At 37.1% G+C, this 17,068-nt stretch carries 11 protein-coding genes; 1 reads left to right on the top strand and 10 read right to left on the bottom strand.

From position 1 onward, the window contains the following. Positions 1 to 223 precede the first annotated feature (223 nt). The 8 genes from B0X80_RS11700 to nirB all read right to left on the bottom strand — a co-directional run bounded on the left by B0X80_RS11700 (position 224) and on the right by nirB (position 10,694). Positions 224 to 1,033, bottom strand: a complete 810-nt coding sequence (locus B0X80_RS11700) for a DUF1338 domain-containing protein (RefSeq protein WP_077340479.1) — start codon at positions 1,031 to 1,033, stop codon at positions 224 to 226. Between the two features lie 267 nt (positions 1,034 to 1,300). Next, positions 1,301 to 2,773: a succinylglutamate-semialdehyde dehydrogenase gene (gene astD, locus B0X80_RS11695; RefSeq protein ID WP_077340477.1), complete on the bottom strand. Its 1,473-nt coding sequence runs from the start codon at positions 2,771 to 2,773 to the stop codon at positions 1,301 to 1,303. A 90-nt stretch (positions 2,774 to 2,863) separates the two neighbouring features. Continuing rightward, positions 2,864 to 3,880: an arginine N-succinyltransferase gene (gene astA / locus B0X80_RS11690; protein ID WP_077340475.1), complete on the bottom strand. Its 1,017-nt coding sequence runs from the start codon at positions 3,878 to 3,880 to the stop codon at positions 2,864 to 2,866. Between the two features lie 160 nt (positions 3,881 to 4,040). Beyond that, a complete protein-coding gene (locus B0X80_RS11685) occupies positions 4,041 to 5,255 on the bottom strand; it encodes an aspartate aminotransferase family protein (RefSeq protein WP_077340473.1) in 1,215 nt (404 codons plus the stop codon). Between the two features lie 384 nt (positions 5,256 to 5,639). Further along, a complete protein-coding gene (locus tag B0X80_RS11680; RefSeq protein WP_077340471.1) occupies positions 5,640 to 6,785 on the bottom strand; it encodes an HDOD domain-containing protein in 1,146 nt (381 codons plus the stop codon). Positions 6,786 to 6,955: 170 nt separating this feature from the next. Continuing rightward, positions 6,956 to 7,555 (bottom strand): anthranilate synthase component II, encoded by a 600-nt coding sequence (locus B0X80_RS11675; RefSeq protein ID WP_076420887.1) that lies wholly within the window; start codon positions 7,553 to 7,555, stop codon positions 6,956 to 6,958. A 236-nt stretch (positions 7,556 to 7,791) separates the two neighbouring features. Beyond that, positions 7,792 to 8,124 carry a nitrite reductase small subunit NirD gene (nirD, locus tag B0X80_RS11670; protein WP_076420889.1) on the bottom strand — a complete coding sequence of 111 codons (333 nt, stop codon included), beginning with the start codon at positions 8,122 to 8,124 and terminating at the stop codon, positions 7,792 to 7,794. Between the two features lie 11 nt (positions 8,125 to 8,135). Next, positions 8,136 to 10,694 (bottom strand): nitrite reductase large subunit NirB, encoded by a 2,559-nt coding sequence (gene nirB, locus B0X80_RS11665; RefSeq protein ID WP_077340469.1) that lies wholly within the window; start codon positions 10,692 to 10,694, stop codon positions 8,136 to 8,138. A gap of 387 nt (positions 10,695 to 11,081) precedes the next feature. Between nirB and B0X80_RS11660 the strand changes: the two genes are divergently transcribed. Next, positions 11,082 to 13,634 carry a TonB-dependent receptor plug domain-containing protein gene (locus B0X80_RS11660; protein WP_077340467.1) on the top strand — a complete coding sequence of 851 codons (2,553 nt, stop codon included), beginning with the start codon at positions 11,082 to 11,084 and terminating at the stop codon, positions 13,632 to 13,634. 92 nt (positions 13,635 to 13,726) lie between these two features. On the opposite strand, the gene B0X80_RS11655 is transcribed toward B0X80_RS11660, so the two are convergent. After that, positions 13,727 to 15,529 (bottom strand): bifunctional protein-serine/threonine kinase/phosphatase, encoded by a 1,803-nt coding sequence (locus B0X80_RS11655; protein ID WP_077340465.1) that lies wholly within the window; start codon positions 15,527 to 15,529, stop codon positions 13,727 to 13,729. After that, complete coding sequence (locus B0X80_RS11650) at positions 15,519 to 16,988, bottom strand: NarK family nitrate/nitrite MFS transporter (RefSeq protein ID WP_077340464.1); 1,470 nt, start codon at positions 16,986 to 16,988, stop codon at positions 15,519 to 15,521. The genes B0X80_RS11655 and B0X80_RS11650 overlap by 11 nt, the downstream gene beginning before the upstream one ends. Positions 16,989 to 17,068: the final 80 nt, after the last annotated feature.

Genomic DNA, 17,068 nt, shown 5'->3' with positions numbered 1-17,068 from the left:
TATAGCTCTTTATAAATTATGGTTACTTGAATTAGATTGGTAGATTTCAGTTAAACGAAACAACGATGCAGAGTTTTTCTAATTGTGTTATTTCACTAAATCTCTCTTATAAAGGAAAACCATGAAGGTGGAATAATAAGTGATATGAGACGAGGTAAGTTATTTGATGGAAAGTGACTAAAAGGTCGATAGTCACTTTTTATTTGGAATAATAGTATAAGATTTACTTCGCATTAGTACTTTCAAATATCTTATCAGCAGATGCAGCTACAAAACCAGTGTATAACTCACCATTCGCTAAAGGGTATCTTTTAGCAAATTCATAAAAACAACTTGGAATTAATACGGTTTGATCGGTAAATACTACTTCAGCTTTGTCGGCGATAGTTGATGATTGCTCTAACATGACTGTTTTGTCACCTTTGATCTCACCTCCTGAGGTATTTAAAGGAAATCCTCCATTTTTAACTGCGCTGTTCACACTTTCAATATCATCAAACTTTGCTAAGTGATTAATACTTACAGTGAAATGATTCGCTCGGTAACCCCATGCGGCCATCCAAGCAGCATATTCACTCTCTGCTAACAATGTTTGGTAATCAGCATAACTGACTTGCCAATGTGTTCCTGAATATAAAAAGCTACTTTGATTAATTGAATCTGAATTTACAGCATCAACCATTTTATTAATAATATCTTGAATAGGTTGTGGAAATTCTTCTACTAATAATTCGCTGATAAACACTTTCGGTAATGTATTGTCTGCATGTTCGAAATGTTTTGCGTAAAGCTTTTTAGCTTCAAAGTGATATTCGCCACATTCTTTATAGCCTAAAGCGGTTAAATGAGAAGCGAGCTTTGCAATGTTTACTTTTGATGAGTTAAAGGTTCTATAAGCCACATGGTCGTTAATTAAATCGTTACCTGAGCCTAACAGGTCGTGAATCTTTAAAGCCGAAGGTGTAACGTCTAGGTAGTTATTCCAGATATGGGTAAATAGTGCTTTTACTGCTGTTGTATTGTTTTGTGTCATGATTATTATCCTAAAATACGTTATAACAAATTAATGGTTAATTGATGGCGTTATAAGCACATTTTGATGCGTTTGTTCATATAAACAGTTATGCATTTAGCTAGGTAACTCGTTATATGATAAATAATAGACAGGTGTGTTTAATTCGCCATAAGGTTACGGCTAAAGTTGATCGATACTCTTGAAAAAGCTGGGACGGATCCCAGCTAATTTAATGGGGTTGTTTGTTTTCATTACTTTTATTTTCGTAAAAATGATAAATAACGTTTATTTGATTGTGATACCTGGGCTTAATGTTGCTGGTAAACTTACTTTTTCTGCCTCAACTGAAGCAACAGGGTAAGAACAGTAATCAGCGGCATAATAAGCACTTGCTCTATGGTTACCACTTGCTCCAATACCACCAAATGGTGCTGCGCTGCTGGCGCCAGTAAGTGGTTTGTTCCAGTTAACAATACCTGCACGAATTCTACGGAAAAAATGTTGATACGTTTCTTCACTGTCTGATAGTAAACCTGCAGATAAACCAAATGAGGTATTATTCGCTTCATCAATTGCAGCATCTAAGTCAGAGTATCGGTATACTTTTAATAATGGCCCGAAGTGCTCGTCGTCTGGCATGTCTTTAATATTAGTTACATCAATAATACCCGGAGAAATAAAACCTGTGCCTACTTCAAGGTGTTTCATTTCTAATAATGCTTTACCGCCTAATTCAAGTAATTGCGCTTGCGCTGCTACTAAACCTAAAGCTGCTTTTTCAGAGATCATTGAGCCAATAAAAGGCTGCTCTTCATCATCAAAGTAACCAATCTTAATAGCTTGAGTTGATGCAATTAATTTTTCTAAAATAGCATCGCCAGCTGCGTTGTTTTCTATGAATAAACGTCGTGAACATGTACAACGTTGACCTGTCGTTACAAAGGCAGATTGAATAATATCGTGAACAACAGCGTTTACATCAGCAACATCTTTAACAATTAATGGGTTATTTCCACCCATTTCTAAGGCTAATATTTTACCTGGCTGCCCACCAAATTGTTCATGCAATAATTGCCCAGTAGTTGAACTGCCAGTAAAAAACAGTCCGTCTATTTGCGGATGGCTTGCTAGTGCTTTACCTGTTTCAACCTCACCTTGAACTAAGTTAATTACGCCATGAGGTAAACCGGCTTGTAGCCAAATTTTTAAAGTTTCTTCAGCCACTTTAGGTGTTAGTTCACTCGGTTTAAATACAATAGTATTACCGGCTATAAGGGCTGGAATAATGTGTCCGTTAGGTAAATGCCCCGGAAAGTTGTACGGGCCAAATACAGCCACTACGCCATGAGGTTTGTGGCGTATAAAAGCCTTTGCGCCGGGCATAGGGTTTTCAACGGTACCTGTTCTTTCTTCGTGAGCTTTAATTGATATATTAATTTTACCAATCATTGCGCCTACTTCGGTACGTGTTTCCCAAAGAGGCTTACCTGTTTCTAAAGCAATGGTATGTGCTAAGCTTTCTTTATTTTCCGCGAGTAATTCACCAAACTTGTTAATAACAGTTAGACGATCATCAATTGTTAAATCAGCCCAAAATTCAAAAGCTGCACGGGCACTCAAAACAGCTTCGTTTACTTGATTTTGAGACGCTGATTTACCTTCCCAAATAACTTCATTTTTTGCGGGATTTAATGATGAAACTTGATGGCCAAGGCCTTCTTGCCATTGGCCGTTAATTAATTGTATTGCTTGCGACATGCTAGTTCCTCATTACCTTTTAAAAGGTCGTGTTTGTTTTGTGAAATATTAAGTTTATTTAAATGTGTTACTTGTTTTAATCATAGTTTTTTAGTTTTCTACTAGGCGAACCCAGTCACCTTCCGATACCTGTAATGCTTGTGCTGTACTTGCAGCAATAATGACATTATCTGTATTTTCTTGAAAAGTAATAGCGGCTTGCACAGCAGCAAAGTTTTCTATTTTTGTATTACAAACAATATAGTTATTGTTGTTATCGACATCACCAATGATAATTTGATGCCTGCGACTTTCATTAATAGTTTTAATGCTTTTAAGCTGAGATTCTACTGTTGGTCCTGCATCAAAAATATCGACATAACCTCGACGACAAAAACCTTCTGCTTCTAATAGTTTTACTGCAGGTACAGTTTTTGGATGCACTTGATTAATGACTTCTTGCGCAGATTTACTGAGTAAATTTACGTAAATAGGGTACTTAGGCATGAGCTCAGCGATAAATGATTTGTTGCCTATTCCTGTTAGGTAGTCAACGGTAGGAAAATCCATCGAAAAAAAGTGAGCCTCTAACCAATGCCAAAAAGGAGAACGGCCGGTTTCATCTGAAACACCACGCATTTCCGCAATAACGGTTTCAGCAAAACGGTGCTTATGCTCAGCCATAAACAAAAATCGTACTCTTGATAAGAATCGACCATTTTTGTCTTTACGATGACTTTCACTTAAAAATAAAGTGCAAATTTCAGAAGCACCTGTGTAATCATTACATAAGGTCAGTGTTTCTACTGTGTTATATATATTAAGTTCTCTAGAGCTGTGAACTACTTTACCTAAATGATAGTGATAAAAAGCATCTTCTAACCCTACAGCAGCCTCAATACCACTTGTACCTACTACATCACCTGTTTCTGTATCTTCCATTACAAATAAGTAGCCTTCAGTACCTGGCTTTGAAACGTCTTTTTTGAAAGATTTTTCAGCAGACTCAATACGTTGTTTTAATAAAGCTTCATTTACTGGTAAGGACGTAAAACCATGTCCAGATTCTTCAGCGATACGATATAAAGCATCGTAATCTCGATGTTGAATAGGGCGCACAATGATCATAATAATCTCTCTACAAATAATTTAGCTGGGTGAAATAACGTAATAGGTATATTGAAATATAGGTATTCAATATATTTGAACACCTACTTAATTTGTTAAAACCTTATTAAGTAGGTGCTAGCGATAATAAACTTGTTGCCGTTGATATTTTAAAAGGTAATTATTTAGCGAGTTTTGCTACACCTTTTTCGAAGCGTGCTAAGCCTTCAATAATGTCTTCATCAGGAATAACTAAAGAAGGTGCAAAGCGTATTACGTTTGCGCCAGCAACTAACACCATTGAACCTTCGTCCATTGCTGCGTTTAAGAAATCTTTCGCTTTACCTTGGTAGCTTTCATTGAGTGCTGCACCAATAAGTAAACCTTTACCTCTGATTTCAGAAAACACATTGTATTTGGCATTAATTGCGTTGAGTGCATTAACAATTAATTGGGCTTTGTCTTTAACGCCTTGTAATACTTCAGGTGTGTTAATGGTATCTAATGTTGCTTCTGCTACTGCACATGCTAATGGGTTGCCACCGTATGTGCTACCGTGCGTTCCTACTTTTAAGTGTTGCGCTATTGCTGTTGTTGTTAACATTGCGCCAATAGGGAAGCCTCCACCCAGTGATTTTGCACTCGTTAAAATATCTGGTGTTACGTTGAGCCCCATGTAAGCAAACAAATCGCCAGTTCTACCAACTCCTGTTTGTACTTCATCAAAAATCAATAAAGCGTTGTGTTGGTCGCATAATTCACGGACACCTTTTACAAATTCAGCTGTAGGAGAAATAATACCGCCTTCACCTTGTAGAGGTTCCATAACAACAGCACATGTTTTGTCTGAAATAAGTGCTTTAAGGCTATCAAGGTTGTTGTATTCCGCATGGCTAATATTACCAGGTTTAGGACCAAAACCATCAGAGTAAGCTTCTTGTCCACCTACCGTTACTGTAAAGAATGTTCTGCCGTGAAAGCCTTGTTTAAATGCAATGATTTGCGACTTTTCAGCACTGTATTCTTCTAATGCCCAACGACGAGCCAGTTTAAACGCTGCTTCGTTAGATTCGGCACCTGAATTGGTAAAAAAGACTTTTTCAGCAAAAGTTGCATCAACCAATTTTTTAGCAAGTCTTAAGGCTGGTTCGTTGGTCATTACATTAGCTAAATGCCAAATTTTATTCCCTTGCTCTTGTAATGCTGATGTTAGTGCTGGATGGCAATGACCTAAACATGTAACAGCAATTCCGCCAGCTAAATCGATAAATTCGCGGTCGCTTTGATCCCAAACACGCGAACCTTTTCCACGTACTGGAATAACTGCTGAAGGCGAATAGTTTGGTACCATTACTTCGTCAAATAATGGGCGACTTACTGGAAATTGATTTGTCATTACTTACTCCACTAACTGTTGGCATTACGCCATTTAATAAGGTGCAATATTGTTTAATACTGAACCGATAATATTAGGTCGATTTATATTGTTGGTTAAACAAGTGTCGATTAATACAAGTATAGAAATTGGCTAATCAGATTGGTATAAAGTTTAGCCTATTTAGTAAAGTTATTATGGCAGGATTTTTTTAGCTTGTCTTGCATAAAATGCTTTAAAGCCTTTTAAAATAAGCCCTTAGAGGGTTTTATTCATTTTAAATGAATAACTATATTTAGGTAGGTGAGGGCTAATATTTCTGATTCGACAGTGGTACTGAAATTCGTGTTGAATTTTTCTTATATTTACAATAGTGATAAATACTCAAAAAAAAATTTGATTATTTTATTTAAAAATCAGTTTTATGTGATCAATATCGCTTTTGTTTAATAAAGTAATATCTTTTGATGTCATTTTTACTGAAGCTAACAGTGCTTTTGTTTCCTCTTTGGTAATTAACTCTTCTTTAGCCAAGCTTCTAAATGCAACAAAGGTTTTTGCTTGTGCAACAACTTTTGCCATTGGAGACATATTCATATATTCAGTGGTATACGCTAAATCAAATAGAGGTTCTGTTATTTGTAAGCGATCGAAACGCATTAACTCAATCATATCCGCTGTTGTTTTATCACTCTGTGAAGTTAGTTGTGATAGCAGTAATTCAGGTGATGAATCAAATTCAGCTAGTGCGTCGTGTAGCTTTTTGTCTTTGTTGTCGTAAGCTTTTTGTACGCTAGCACGGTGCAACTCATTATAAGTTTGTAAAAAGCAGCGAGTAACCGCTAATAGACCTACATTACTAAGCATACCAGCAGTAAAAGCGGTAAATTTATCTAAGCCTTGTTGTTCAGCAAGTATAGATGACGCCAGTGCAACCGATAGGCTGTTATTCCATAGTTTACGTTTAAGTAATGGAAATGGGGATGTTGTACTTGGTAGCCAATGTTTTAAAATAAAGGTTGGCATAACAAGTTTAAGGTTGTCTAAGCCTATATAGCTTAATGCTAAGTTGGCATCATTAACTTGTACGTCAGCGCGTTTTCTGTACTGAGGCTTATTCACTAGGCTAACCACTTCGGTTGATAACCAAGGAAGTGAATTAATTAAAGGAGCAATTCGTTTAATTGATGTGGCTCTTAAACATAAAAGCTCTAGTACCGATGGGCCTGCTTCTTCAATTTTTAGAATGTCGTTATATAAACTGTCTTTATTATCAAATAGAGCATTAACTTGTTTATTTACTTTGGTAAAAAATTGCTCCATGACTTGTGCCTTAAAGTGGCTTTGTCCGTGAGCTTCAATAATCTTATTTTTATTTGTTTCTTCTTCTACGGCTAACAACTGTCTACGGCGATTAAATTGTTCGCTGTCTTGATGTTCGGCAACAGTAATTTTTCCATTAAGTTGATCAGCAAAATCCTTACCTATTAGTAAGCTAATAGATTTTTTGTATATAGATGAAACATAGTCGTTGTGATTAAATATTTGCATGTGAAAAATTCTGGAATTCTTATTATATTAAATTTTTATTATCATCTATATCGGATATAGGGAGTTAATCATGAGTATTCAAAGCAAGTTATTATTTGTATCACTTCGTATTATAGTCAACCGGAGTAATTAATCAGTCATTGCGTCAATATTATTTACATTACAGGTAATTACTCATAACTACATGGGTAATTTTTATATAAGGTAATAAAGTTGTTAAGTAATTGATGACCTTGTTCTGTTAATACTGATTCAGGATGAAATTGTACGCTTTCTATAGGAAGACTCGTGTGAGAAAGGGCCATTATTTCATCACTATTATTATCATGGCTCCATGCGGTAACACTTAATTCTGCTGGTAAGGTGTTTTTATTAACGATTAAAGAGTGGTATCGAGTCACGGTTAATGGGTTATTTAATGTTTCAAATATTCCACTGTTGTTATGGCTAATACTACTGGTTTTACCGTGCATTACTTTTGATGCTTTTTCAACGCTAGCACCATAGTGCTGTGCTATACACTGATGACCTAAACAAACACCTAGTAATGGTATTTTGCCGGCGAAATGTTCTATAACACTTAGCGATATTCCAGCCGAGTTTGGATCACAAGGGCCTGGTGAAATAACAATGTAATGCGGGGCTAACTTTTTTATTTCTTTAATGGTTATTTGATCGTTTCTACATACTTTTACTTCTTGTCCTAGTGATTGAAAATAATGCACTAAATTGAATGTAAAAGAGTCGTAATTGTCGATCATTAATAACAAGCAGTTTGTCCTTTGTATTAGGTAAAAAAGAAGTTTATTACTATCGGCGCTTATTCTAATCATGTCAGTCAGACAATACACCTTTTATTTACTTCAAATAAGTAATATCAAGAATAAGGTATGCTGGCGTTAAGGGTGATTTAGGGTAAGTAATTTGAATTGTTATTGTTTAAAGCAAAGTTTAAAAGAAAAATGCGCAGTCACTTAATAAATTAAGTACTGCGCTAAGTCGAGCATTATACTAATACTTGTACTTCATCATTTTGTAAACGGGTATCGTAAGCTTTAATTGATACACTATCATCGTCTAAACATTTTCCACTATTTAAAACAAAACGTTGTTTATATAAAGGTGAAGCGACATAAATATCACCTTTTGTATCACCTATTAGCCCGCGGTATAAAACATTGGCTTTACCTATAGGATCCCAGTTTCCTACTGAGTACATTTCATCTTTAACTTGGAATATAGCGATTTGTTCTTGGTTAGCTAATAACGCACAAACACCGGAGTTTTTAACTAAATCATCTTTGTGGCAAATGGTTTGCCATTGTTTTTCAATTGTCATATTTGTGCTCCTTAAACGGTTTCTGCTTCTGGTTCTGAAATATCTACGGTGTGAATTTGCACACCTTTGTAGCGTTTTTCTTCGCCGCGTGCCGGTCGAATTTGCTCACGTTCGGTAACAAATTCAATGTTCTCATCAACGGCTTTAGAGTTAACAAATTGGCGGAAACGTTTTAATTGTTTAGGATCTTCAATGGTTGTTTTCCATTCACATTGGTACGTATCAACAACGGCTTGCATTTGATTTTCAAGCTCGGCGTTTACGCCTAAGTGATCGTCAATTACCACTTTTTGCATATACTCTAAACCACCTTCAAGGTTTTCTAACCATACTGAAGTACGTGTTAAACGATCTGCTGTTCGTACATAAAACATTAAGTAACGGTCGATATATTTAACTAAGGTTTCGTCATCAAGGTCAGTTGCAAATAAATCACCGTGACGAGGTTTCATACCACCATTACCACTAACGTATAAGTTCCAACCGTTTTCTGTTGCAATTACACCTATATCTTTACTTTGTGCTTCTGCACATTCACGAGTACAGCCAGACACAGCAAATTTTATTTTATGAGGAGAGCGTAAACCTTTGTAGCGGTTTTCTAAGAATATCGCCATTGCCATGCTGTCTTGCACACCATAACGACACCAAGTACTACCAACACATGATTTAACGGTACGTAAAGATTTACCGTAGGCGTGACCTGTTTCCATACCGGCAGCAATTAGTTTTTCCCAAATATCAGGCAGTTGATCAATACGAGCACCAAATAAATCAATACGTTGTCCGCCCGTTACTTTGGTATATAAGTTGTATTCTTTAGCCACTTCACCAATTACGATAAGACGTTCAGGGGTTACTTCACCGCCTGGCATACGAGGTACAATTGAATAGGTACCGTCTTTTTGCATGTTACCTAGGTAAGTATCATTGGTGTCTTGAAGAGGTAAATGGTCTTCTTTTAATATGTAGTCGTTCCATACCGACGATAAAATAGAACCTACAGCGGGTTTACATATTTCACAACCAATACCACAACCGTGTTTTTCAATTAAGGTATCAAAATTTCTAATTTTTTCAGCTTTAACTATATGAAATAGCTCAACACGGCTATACGCGAAATGTTCACAAAGATCGGTACTAACTTCAACACCACGTTTTTCTAATTCGTGATCGGTTACCGTTTTAACTAATGCAGCACAACCACCACAACCAGTGGTTGCTTTAGTGCATGACTTAACTGCAGCAACATCACAGGCGCCAGCATCAATTGCACTAATAATATCGCCTTTTGTTACGTTTAAGCATGAACAAATAGTAGCGCTTTCAGGTAGGGCATCAACGCCTAATGTTGGTTTTTCACCAGCACTGGGTAAAATTAAACTGTCTGGTTTTTCAGGTAATTCAATCGCATTTAACGCATATTGTAGTAATGAATCGTATTCGCTGGTATCGCCAACAAGTACAGCACCTAAAAGTGTTTTGCCATCAGCACTGACGACTATTTTTTTGTATACATCGTCTGGTTCGTTAAAGTAGGTATAGGATTGCGCACCAGCAGTACGTGCGTGTGCATCGCCAATAGAGCCCACGTCCATTCCCATGAGCTTTAATTTGGTGCTCATATCTGCACCCGTAAATTGTTGTTCGCCACCAATAATGTTATCAGCTGCTACTTTAGCCATGGTGTAACCCGGCGCTACAAGGCCGTATATAAAGTTATTCCAAAGGGCACATTCACCAATCGCATAAATGTTTTCATCTGAGGTTTGACACTCGTTATTAACAACAATACCACCACGCTCGCCTATTTGTAGGTCAAAGTCGCGCGCTAAATTATCGTAAGGGCGGATACCGGCAGAAAATAAAATAAGATCGGTTTCTAAATGGGTTCCGTCAGCAAACACCATGCGATGTACACAGTCTTCTCCGTCTATAATTTCTTGTGTGGCTTTTTGTGTATGAACTTGAACACCTATGCCTTCAATCATATTACGAAGTAATTCGCCGCCGTCTTTGTCAAGTTGAACACCCATTAACTGTGGTGCAAATTCAACAACATGTGTTTGTAAACCTAGCTCTTTTAATGCGTTAGCTGCTTCAAGACCTAATAAACCACCGCCAACAACAACACCCACTTTGCCTGAATTGGCTGAGGCTTGAATAGCATCAAGATCATCAATTGTGCGATAAACTAAACAGTGCTCTCTTTCTTTACCTGGAATAGGAGGAACAAAAGGGTAAGAACCTGTTGCTAAAACAAGTTTGTCGTAAGGGTATTTGTCACCGGTTTCTGTACTTACAACTTTTTCAGCTTTATTGATATTGGTAACTTTAGCGTCAGTAAAAAACTTTACCCCTAATTCGTTGTAATGCTCGGGTGTTGTAAGGGCTAAATCATCTGCCGTTTTACCTGAAAAGTATTCAGATAAATGAACACGGTCATACGCGAGTCTATCTTCAGCAGATAATACGGTAATTTCGTAACCTTCATGTTTAGCCATTTCATCAACAAAGTGATGGCCAACCATACCGTTACCTACTACAACAATTTTTTGTTTTGCGCTCATACTCACAATCCTACTTAACTATTTAATGCCGCATCGATGCGGAACTGAGGTGGGAAAATACAGAACGTTGTAATTCACCTCGACTTAGTAGGGATGTTGCAAACAAAATGCCATGAATTTTAAATTATATATATCAGCAGGTTATGTTTTTTTATGGTGTTTATATTATAAAAGTGCACTAGTGTGAAGATAAATGCGCACAAGACCTGTGCATGTTTGCTTGAGACTATATTAAAGCATACCCTAAGTTGTACTCGTTCTTATTGTATTTTTATTGATAATAACAATACGTATGAACTTGGGTATTTTATTCAGATAAGTAAAGCGTATAATTATTTTTGTAAATGCGTTGTGGAAGCATTTTTATACTTAATAAAGGGACACATTATGTTAAATACCTCTTATAAAAAAATCTCTCAAGATATTAAATCATCATTTAAAAATCATTCGGTAGGTTTCGGACTTGTTTTATCAGTATGTACCATACCTGTTTTCGAAATACAGGCAGCACCAGAAATAAAAGGAGAAAGTGTAGAGCGTATTATTGTAACGGGATCTCGTCGCAATGATAGAACAATATCTGAAAGTATAGTACCTATTGATGTGCTAAGCGCAGAAGACATGGAAAAAACAGGCCAGTTAGAAGTTAGCCAAGTACTTGCTAATCTTGTACCTAGTTTTAATTACCCTAATGCAACCGTTGCTGACGGTACTGATCATGCTCGTCCAGCAGTACTGCGTGGTTTAGCTCCTGATCATACTTTGGTTCTTATTAATGGAAAGCGTCGTCATAGTGGTGCACTTCTTAATTTAAATGGCACTGTAGGTCGTGGTTCGACCGCTGTAGATTTAAATACTATTCCAACTTCAGCCATTGAACGTATTGAAATATTACGCGATGGTGCTGCTGCTCAATATGGTTCTGATGCTATTGCTGGCGTGATTAATATTATTCTTAAAAAGAATGATGGTGGAAGTATTAATGTTACCTATGGTAAACATGTTACAACAATGGATGGTGTTCCTGAGTTAAAGGAAACACGAGTTGATGCTAATGGTGATCTTGAATTTGTCACAAGTAGTGATAGGTCACGTACTGACGGAGCCACTACAACACTGGCAGCAGATTGGGGAACAACTTTTGGTAACGATGGTTTTCTTCATTTATCAATAGAGTCACGAGATCGTGATGCCACCAACCGCTCCGGTTTCGATCCACGAGAGCAATATGCCCGTGATGGAGACAATAACTTAGACCCAAGAGAGCTTACTTTTAATCGTTATAATCACCGCTTTGGTAAAGCTGAGCTTAAGGATACGGCTTTTTTTTATAATATGGGTCTGGCGTTAAATAACGATGTGGAACTGTATTCATTTGGTAGTTATTCTCAGCGTGATGGCTTATCTGGTGGCTTTTATCGAAGAGCTAAAGATAGCCGAAATATTCAAGACATATACGCAGATGGTTTTTTGCCACAAATAGCGTCAGATGTTAAAGATCAATCTTTAGTGGTTGGTGTAAACGGTGAGGTGGACGAGTGGACATGGGATCTAAGTGCGAACTACGGTAAAAACGATTTTGAATTTCAAGTCGTTAATAGCTTAAATACATCAATGGGTATTAATAGCCCTACAGAATTTGATGATGGTGGCCTTGTTTACGATCAAACCCTATTGAATTTCAATGTAACCAACATGCTAGATTTAGGTTTAAGTAATGAAGTATTTATTGCTATGGGAGCTGAATATCGCTCTGAAAATTATCAAATTATTGCTGGAGAAGAGGCTTCATATTTAACTGTATTGAATAATGATGGTACTCCTGTAGCTGCCGGTGGTGCACAAGTGCTTCCTGGTTTTTCTCCTGCAAGTGCGGTCGACGAAAGTCGACATAATATAGCGTTATATATTGATTTAGATACCGACTTAACCGAAAACTTAAATATTGCTTTAGCAACACGTTATGAAGACTACAGTGATTTTGGTTCAAACCTTAATGCTAAATTAGCTGCAAGGTACGAAGTGTCAGAAGCCTTAGCTTTTCGTGGTGCAATTAGTACGGGTTTTAGAGCACCGAGTCTAGCGCAAACGTCTTATAAATCGGTAGCGACAGTATTTGATAATGGTATACCAAGAGACGTGGGGATTTTTCCTGTAGCAGACTCCGCAGCCAAAGCTTTAGGTGCAAAACCACTAACGGCAGAAGATTCACTGAATACTACATTAGGTTTTGTTTATGAAAAAGATAACTTCAATCTAACAGTAGACGCGTATCAAATTTCGATTGATGACCGCATAGTTTTATCTGAAAACTTAAGTGGTAGTGAAGTAGTAAGTATTTTACAAAATGTAGGCGAGGTAAATATAAAAGAAGCCCGTTACTTCACTAATGCTATTGATACTAAAACTAAAGGGGTTGATGTTGTAGCAACTTATGACCTTGATTTGAGTAACAATGGTGATTTACGTTTAAGTGCTGCCCTTAATATTAATGAAACTGAAGTCACTCATTTAAAAGATAATCCAAGTGAATTATCAGTATTAGGTGATGACTATGTGTTTTTTGCTCGTAGAGAAATAGCACGCTTTGAAGATGGAACACCTAAAAATAAATTAAACTTAGCGGCAACATGGACACGAGATAACTGGCAAGTTAATTTGCGTGCTACACGCTATGGTGAAGTTATTGATTCATCAAGTACAGCTGAGGGCGACGAAGTTTTAGATGCAAATTGGATAACAGATGTGGATGTTTCTTACACCATTACAGGTAACCTAAAATTGTCGTTAGGAGCCAATAATTTATTTGATGAATATCCACAAGATACGGTAAGTAATATTGGTCAATCAGATTTTAACCAAATATTTCCTTATTCAGGGTTTTCATCATACAGTATTGATGGGCGCTTTATTTATACGCGCTTAAATTATACTTTTTAGAGGCGTTTTTAATATAATAAAAGCGTTTAAATCAATAATGATTTAGGCGCTTTTATTATTTGAATAGCAAACTATTAAGCAGCTCTAATCTACTAATAAATAAGTGTGATGATCAGTGCCACAAACAATATCGCTGACATGCCTTGCCAAAACTGAATAGGATTACGCTGCATAATGGGTTGTTTTTTATATTCTTGTAACGCGTTGATGTTTGGCTTACTCATATCAGCGTAAAATTCTGAAAACGATTGATACCTAAGCGCAGGATCTGCTTGCGTAGCTTTTTTTAGCGCCAAATCTAACCACAAAGGTAAGTCTTTTCTATGATGACTAATTTTTTTATATTGAAAATGCGCATAATCACTAAAGTTAACTTCAGCTCTCACCATAGGTTTATAAGGTAAATTTCCGCATAGCATTTCGTAAGCGATAATGCCTAATGAAAACAAATCACTTTTATGATCAGCATGTAGTGTGAGTAAGGTTTCAGGGGCAATATAATTTAAAGAACCTTGTGGAACTGATTCAGCTACGTTATCGCTATTTTCTTCTAACGAGGCCACAAGTACCGTACCGTAGTCAATAAGTGTTACTTTTCCGTATGAATCAATCATGATGTTGTCTGGTTTTAAATCACGGTGTACTAAGTCTAAACGCTGGAAGGTACGTAGGGCTTTTATCACTTGCTCTAGAATATCGCGTACTTGTGCAATGCTCGGGTTTGGATTGTCGTGTATCCATTCGGATAACGTTTGGCCTTCAATATATTCGCATACGTGATATAAAAACTTGCTGTTAGTATCAGCACTTTGTACACGCATAACATTACGATGGTTTACGCGCTCACCAATCCAAGCTTCGCGCATAAAACCTTGCAGATAAAACATATCGTCAGCAAAATTTTCAGAAGGAACTTTTAATACACGAAGTGTTGGGTCTGATCCATGCTGAACAAGGTATAAATGAGATCGTATGCTGGCGTGAATAACTTTACATACTTTGTAGTTGTCTATCTTCATTCCAACATCAAGGGCAGGAGGAATCGTTTTACTCAATAAATCCCTTTCTATTTCAGCGAGTTCGCGATTCGGTGTGCCGCCAATATACATCAGCAAACAACTAATATTGTCGTTACTGCCTACCTCTAAAGCAAAATTTACAATGCTTTTGCTAACCGTTTCTAAATCGTCACTGGTAGGGTTTTGGGGTAAATCATTTAATTTTGATTGGATAGCCGCGTTTGATAAAAAATCGTGTACGCCATCGCAGGTTAATATATAAATATCGCCTGCTTTTATATCTATTTGATGTACGTCTACTTTCAAACGAAAATCTGCGCCTAAAGCACGTGTTAATACTAAATGATTGCTGCCATTACCACTTCTACGGTTATGATCTCGAGTAATAATCTCTATATCGTTTTGACGATAAACACTTAACCGCGTGTCGCCTACATGAAATACATATCCCGTTGACGACTTAACAATTAAAGAAGTAAACGTAGTCAGCCATTGTAATGCTTCGCCACTGTCTGAATCAGTTTGAGAAGATAGCCACTGATTTAAACTGGTGAGTACTTTAGACGCTGACTTTTGGGTAGACCAAGTGTCAGGCGTAGCGTAATAATCATTAATAAATTGAGTAACAGATATTTGAGCTGCATCAGCTGCACGACTGGCACTAGATACGCCATCAGCAATAGTTGCCACTATACCTTTTGATATAACTTCGCTGGCTTTGGGAACCAGGGCTGCAAAAGCATCTTGGTTTTCTGTTTTTTTTCCTGCAATGCTGTAACCACCAAAAGACACATTTAATTTATTTAATGCCTTTTGGCTGTTACGGGTTGAGCCTGTGGTATTAGGCTCATTTTTTTCTGAAAAATTAAGAGACATTAATTAGCTCAATGCTACCGTCTTCACGTACTTCGGTAATTGTACCTTTAGGTTCTTGCATAAATAATAATGCGATAAAACCAACAACTGCCGTAGCCGCAATAACTAAAAAGAATACTTCGTAGCTTACCATTGATAATACGGTTAAATAAACCACTGCACCCACGTTTCCGTAAGCCCCCGTCATACCAGCGATTTGGCCTGTTAAACGACGTTTAATTAATGGTACTGCAGCAAATACAGCACCTTCACCCGCTTGAACGAAGAATGAACATGCCATAACGGTAAGAACTGCAATTGCTAAAGGCCATGAATTATCGATAAGCGACACCGTAAAGTACCCAATAGCTAAACCTGCAGTTAAAATAAGTAAGGTTTTTTTACGGCCAAACTTATCACTTAACCAACCGCCACCAGGACGAGACATTAAATTCATAAAAGCATACATTGAAGCGAGCATCGCTGCGTAAACCATATCAAGCTCAAAGGTTTCAGCAAAAAATAAAGGTAACATTGAAATAACGGCTAACTCAGAACCAAAAGTTGCAAAATAAAGCACGTTCAATACGGCTACTTGTTTGAACTGGTAACGATGTGCTTCAGGTACTTCTTTTTTGAATAGGTGTCCGTTGACTTTATAGGTTTGTTTTACTTCGATTAAAAATAAGATAACAAGTGCTAAGTAGGCAGCTAGTGTTGTATTTTCTGTTAAGAGTTGAACACCTGATGGTGAAAGTTTCCATGCAAGTAAAGCTAATGCGCCATACATAGGTAACTTCATAATAATTAATAAGTAAAAATCAGGAACGCTCGTTACTTCCATCGCACCGGTTTGTTTCGGTTTAAAGTAAGTTGAGCCTTTAGGTGTATCGCTAACGTTAGCGTACCAAATAAAACTAAATACTAAGCTTAAAATACCTGTTATTGCTATTGAATACCTCCAGCCATCTTCACCACCAAATAATAAGGCAATAGTCGGTAAACTCATTGCTGCAGCGGCAGAACCAAAGTTCCCCCAACCACCATAAATACCTTCAGCCGTACCTAACTCATTGGCCGGAAACCATTCTGACACCATACGAATACCAATAACAAAACCGGCACCAATAAAGCCTAATAAAAAGCGAGCTATAGCGGCTTGCTCAAAGCTATTTGCAAAAGCAAACATAAAACACGGAATACTACATACACCTAATAATAAGGCGTAAACTAAACGAGGTCCGTATTTGTCGGTAAGCATACCTATAATAATACGGGCAGGAATAGTAAGCGCTACGTTAAGTAGCATGAGTGTTTTAAGTTCACTGCTTGTTAAACCTAAGCTATCGCCAATAACTGATAATAAAGGCGCGAAGTTAAACCACACCATAAAGGTGATGAAAAAGGCCATCCAACTTAAGTGGAGAACCTTCATTTTTCCTGTAAAAGATAATAAGTTAATGCCAGCTTGACCGCTCATTTCGTATTCACCATTCCATTCAAATTTGAAAATAAAAACTATTGGTATGATAAGAGCAAGCCTAGTGCCACTGATGTAAA

The sequence above is a fragment of the Pseudocolwellia agarivorans genome, from assembly GCF_002000085.1.
Classification (GTDB): domain Bacteria; phylum Pseudomonadota; class Gammaproteobacteria; order Enterobacterales; family Alteromonadaceae; genus Pseudocolwellia; species Pseudocolwellia agarivorans.
This window is presented reverse-complemented; position numbering and strand designations above follow the sequence as displayed.

What these genes read in the sequence shown, in the direction of transcription:
- nirD (WP_076420889.1), bottom strand. Translation starts at nt 8,124, where the DNA reads ATGACAATTGAAAAACAATGGCAAACCATTTGCCACAAAGATGATTTA.
- B0X80_RS11680 (WP_077340471.1), bottom strand. Translation starts at nt 6,785, where the DNA reads ATGCAAATATTTAATCACAACGACTATGTTTCATCTATATACAAAAAA.
- nirB (WP_077340469.1), bottom strand. Translation starts at nt 10,694, where the DNA reads ATGAGCGCAAAACAAAAAATTGTTGTAGTAGGTAACGGTATGGTTGGC.
- astD (WP_077340477.1), bottom strand. Translation starts at nt 2,773, where the DNA reads ATGTCGCAAGCAATACAATTAATTAACGGCCAATGGCAAGAAGGCCTT.
- B0X80_RS11650 (WP_077340464.1), bottom strand. Translation starts at nt 16,988, where the DNA reads ATGAGCGGTCAAGCTGGCATTAACTTATTATCTTTTACAGGAAAAATG.
- B0X80_RS11700 (WP_077340479.1), bottom strand. Translation starts at nt 1,033, where the DNA reads ATGACACAAAACAATACAACAGCAGTAAAAGCACTATTTACCCATATC.
- B0X80_RS11660 (WP_077340467.1), top strand. Translation starts at nt 11,082, where the DNA reads ATGTTAAATACCTCTTATAAAAAAATCTCTCAAGATATTAAATCATCA.
- astA (WP_077340475.1), bottom strand. Translation starts at nt 3,880, where the DNA reads ATGATCATTGTGCGCCCTATTCAACATCGAGATTACGATGCTTTATAT.
- B0X80_RS11685 (WP_077340473.1), bottom strand. Translation starts at nt 5,255, where the DNA reads ATGACAAATCAATTTCCAGTAAGTCGCCCATTATTTGACGAAGTAATG.
- B0X80_RS11655 (WP_077340465.1), bottom strand. Translation starts at nt 15,529, where the DNA reads ATGTCTCTTAATTTTTCAGAAAAAAATGAGCCTAATACCACAGGCTCA.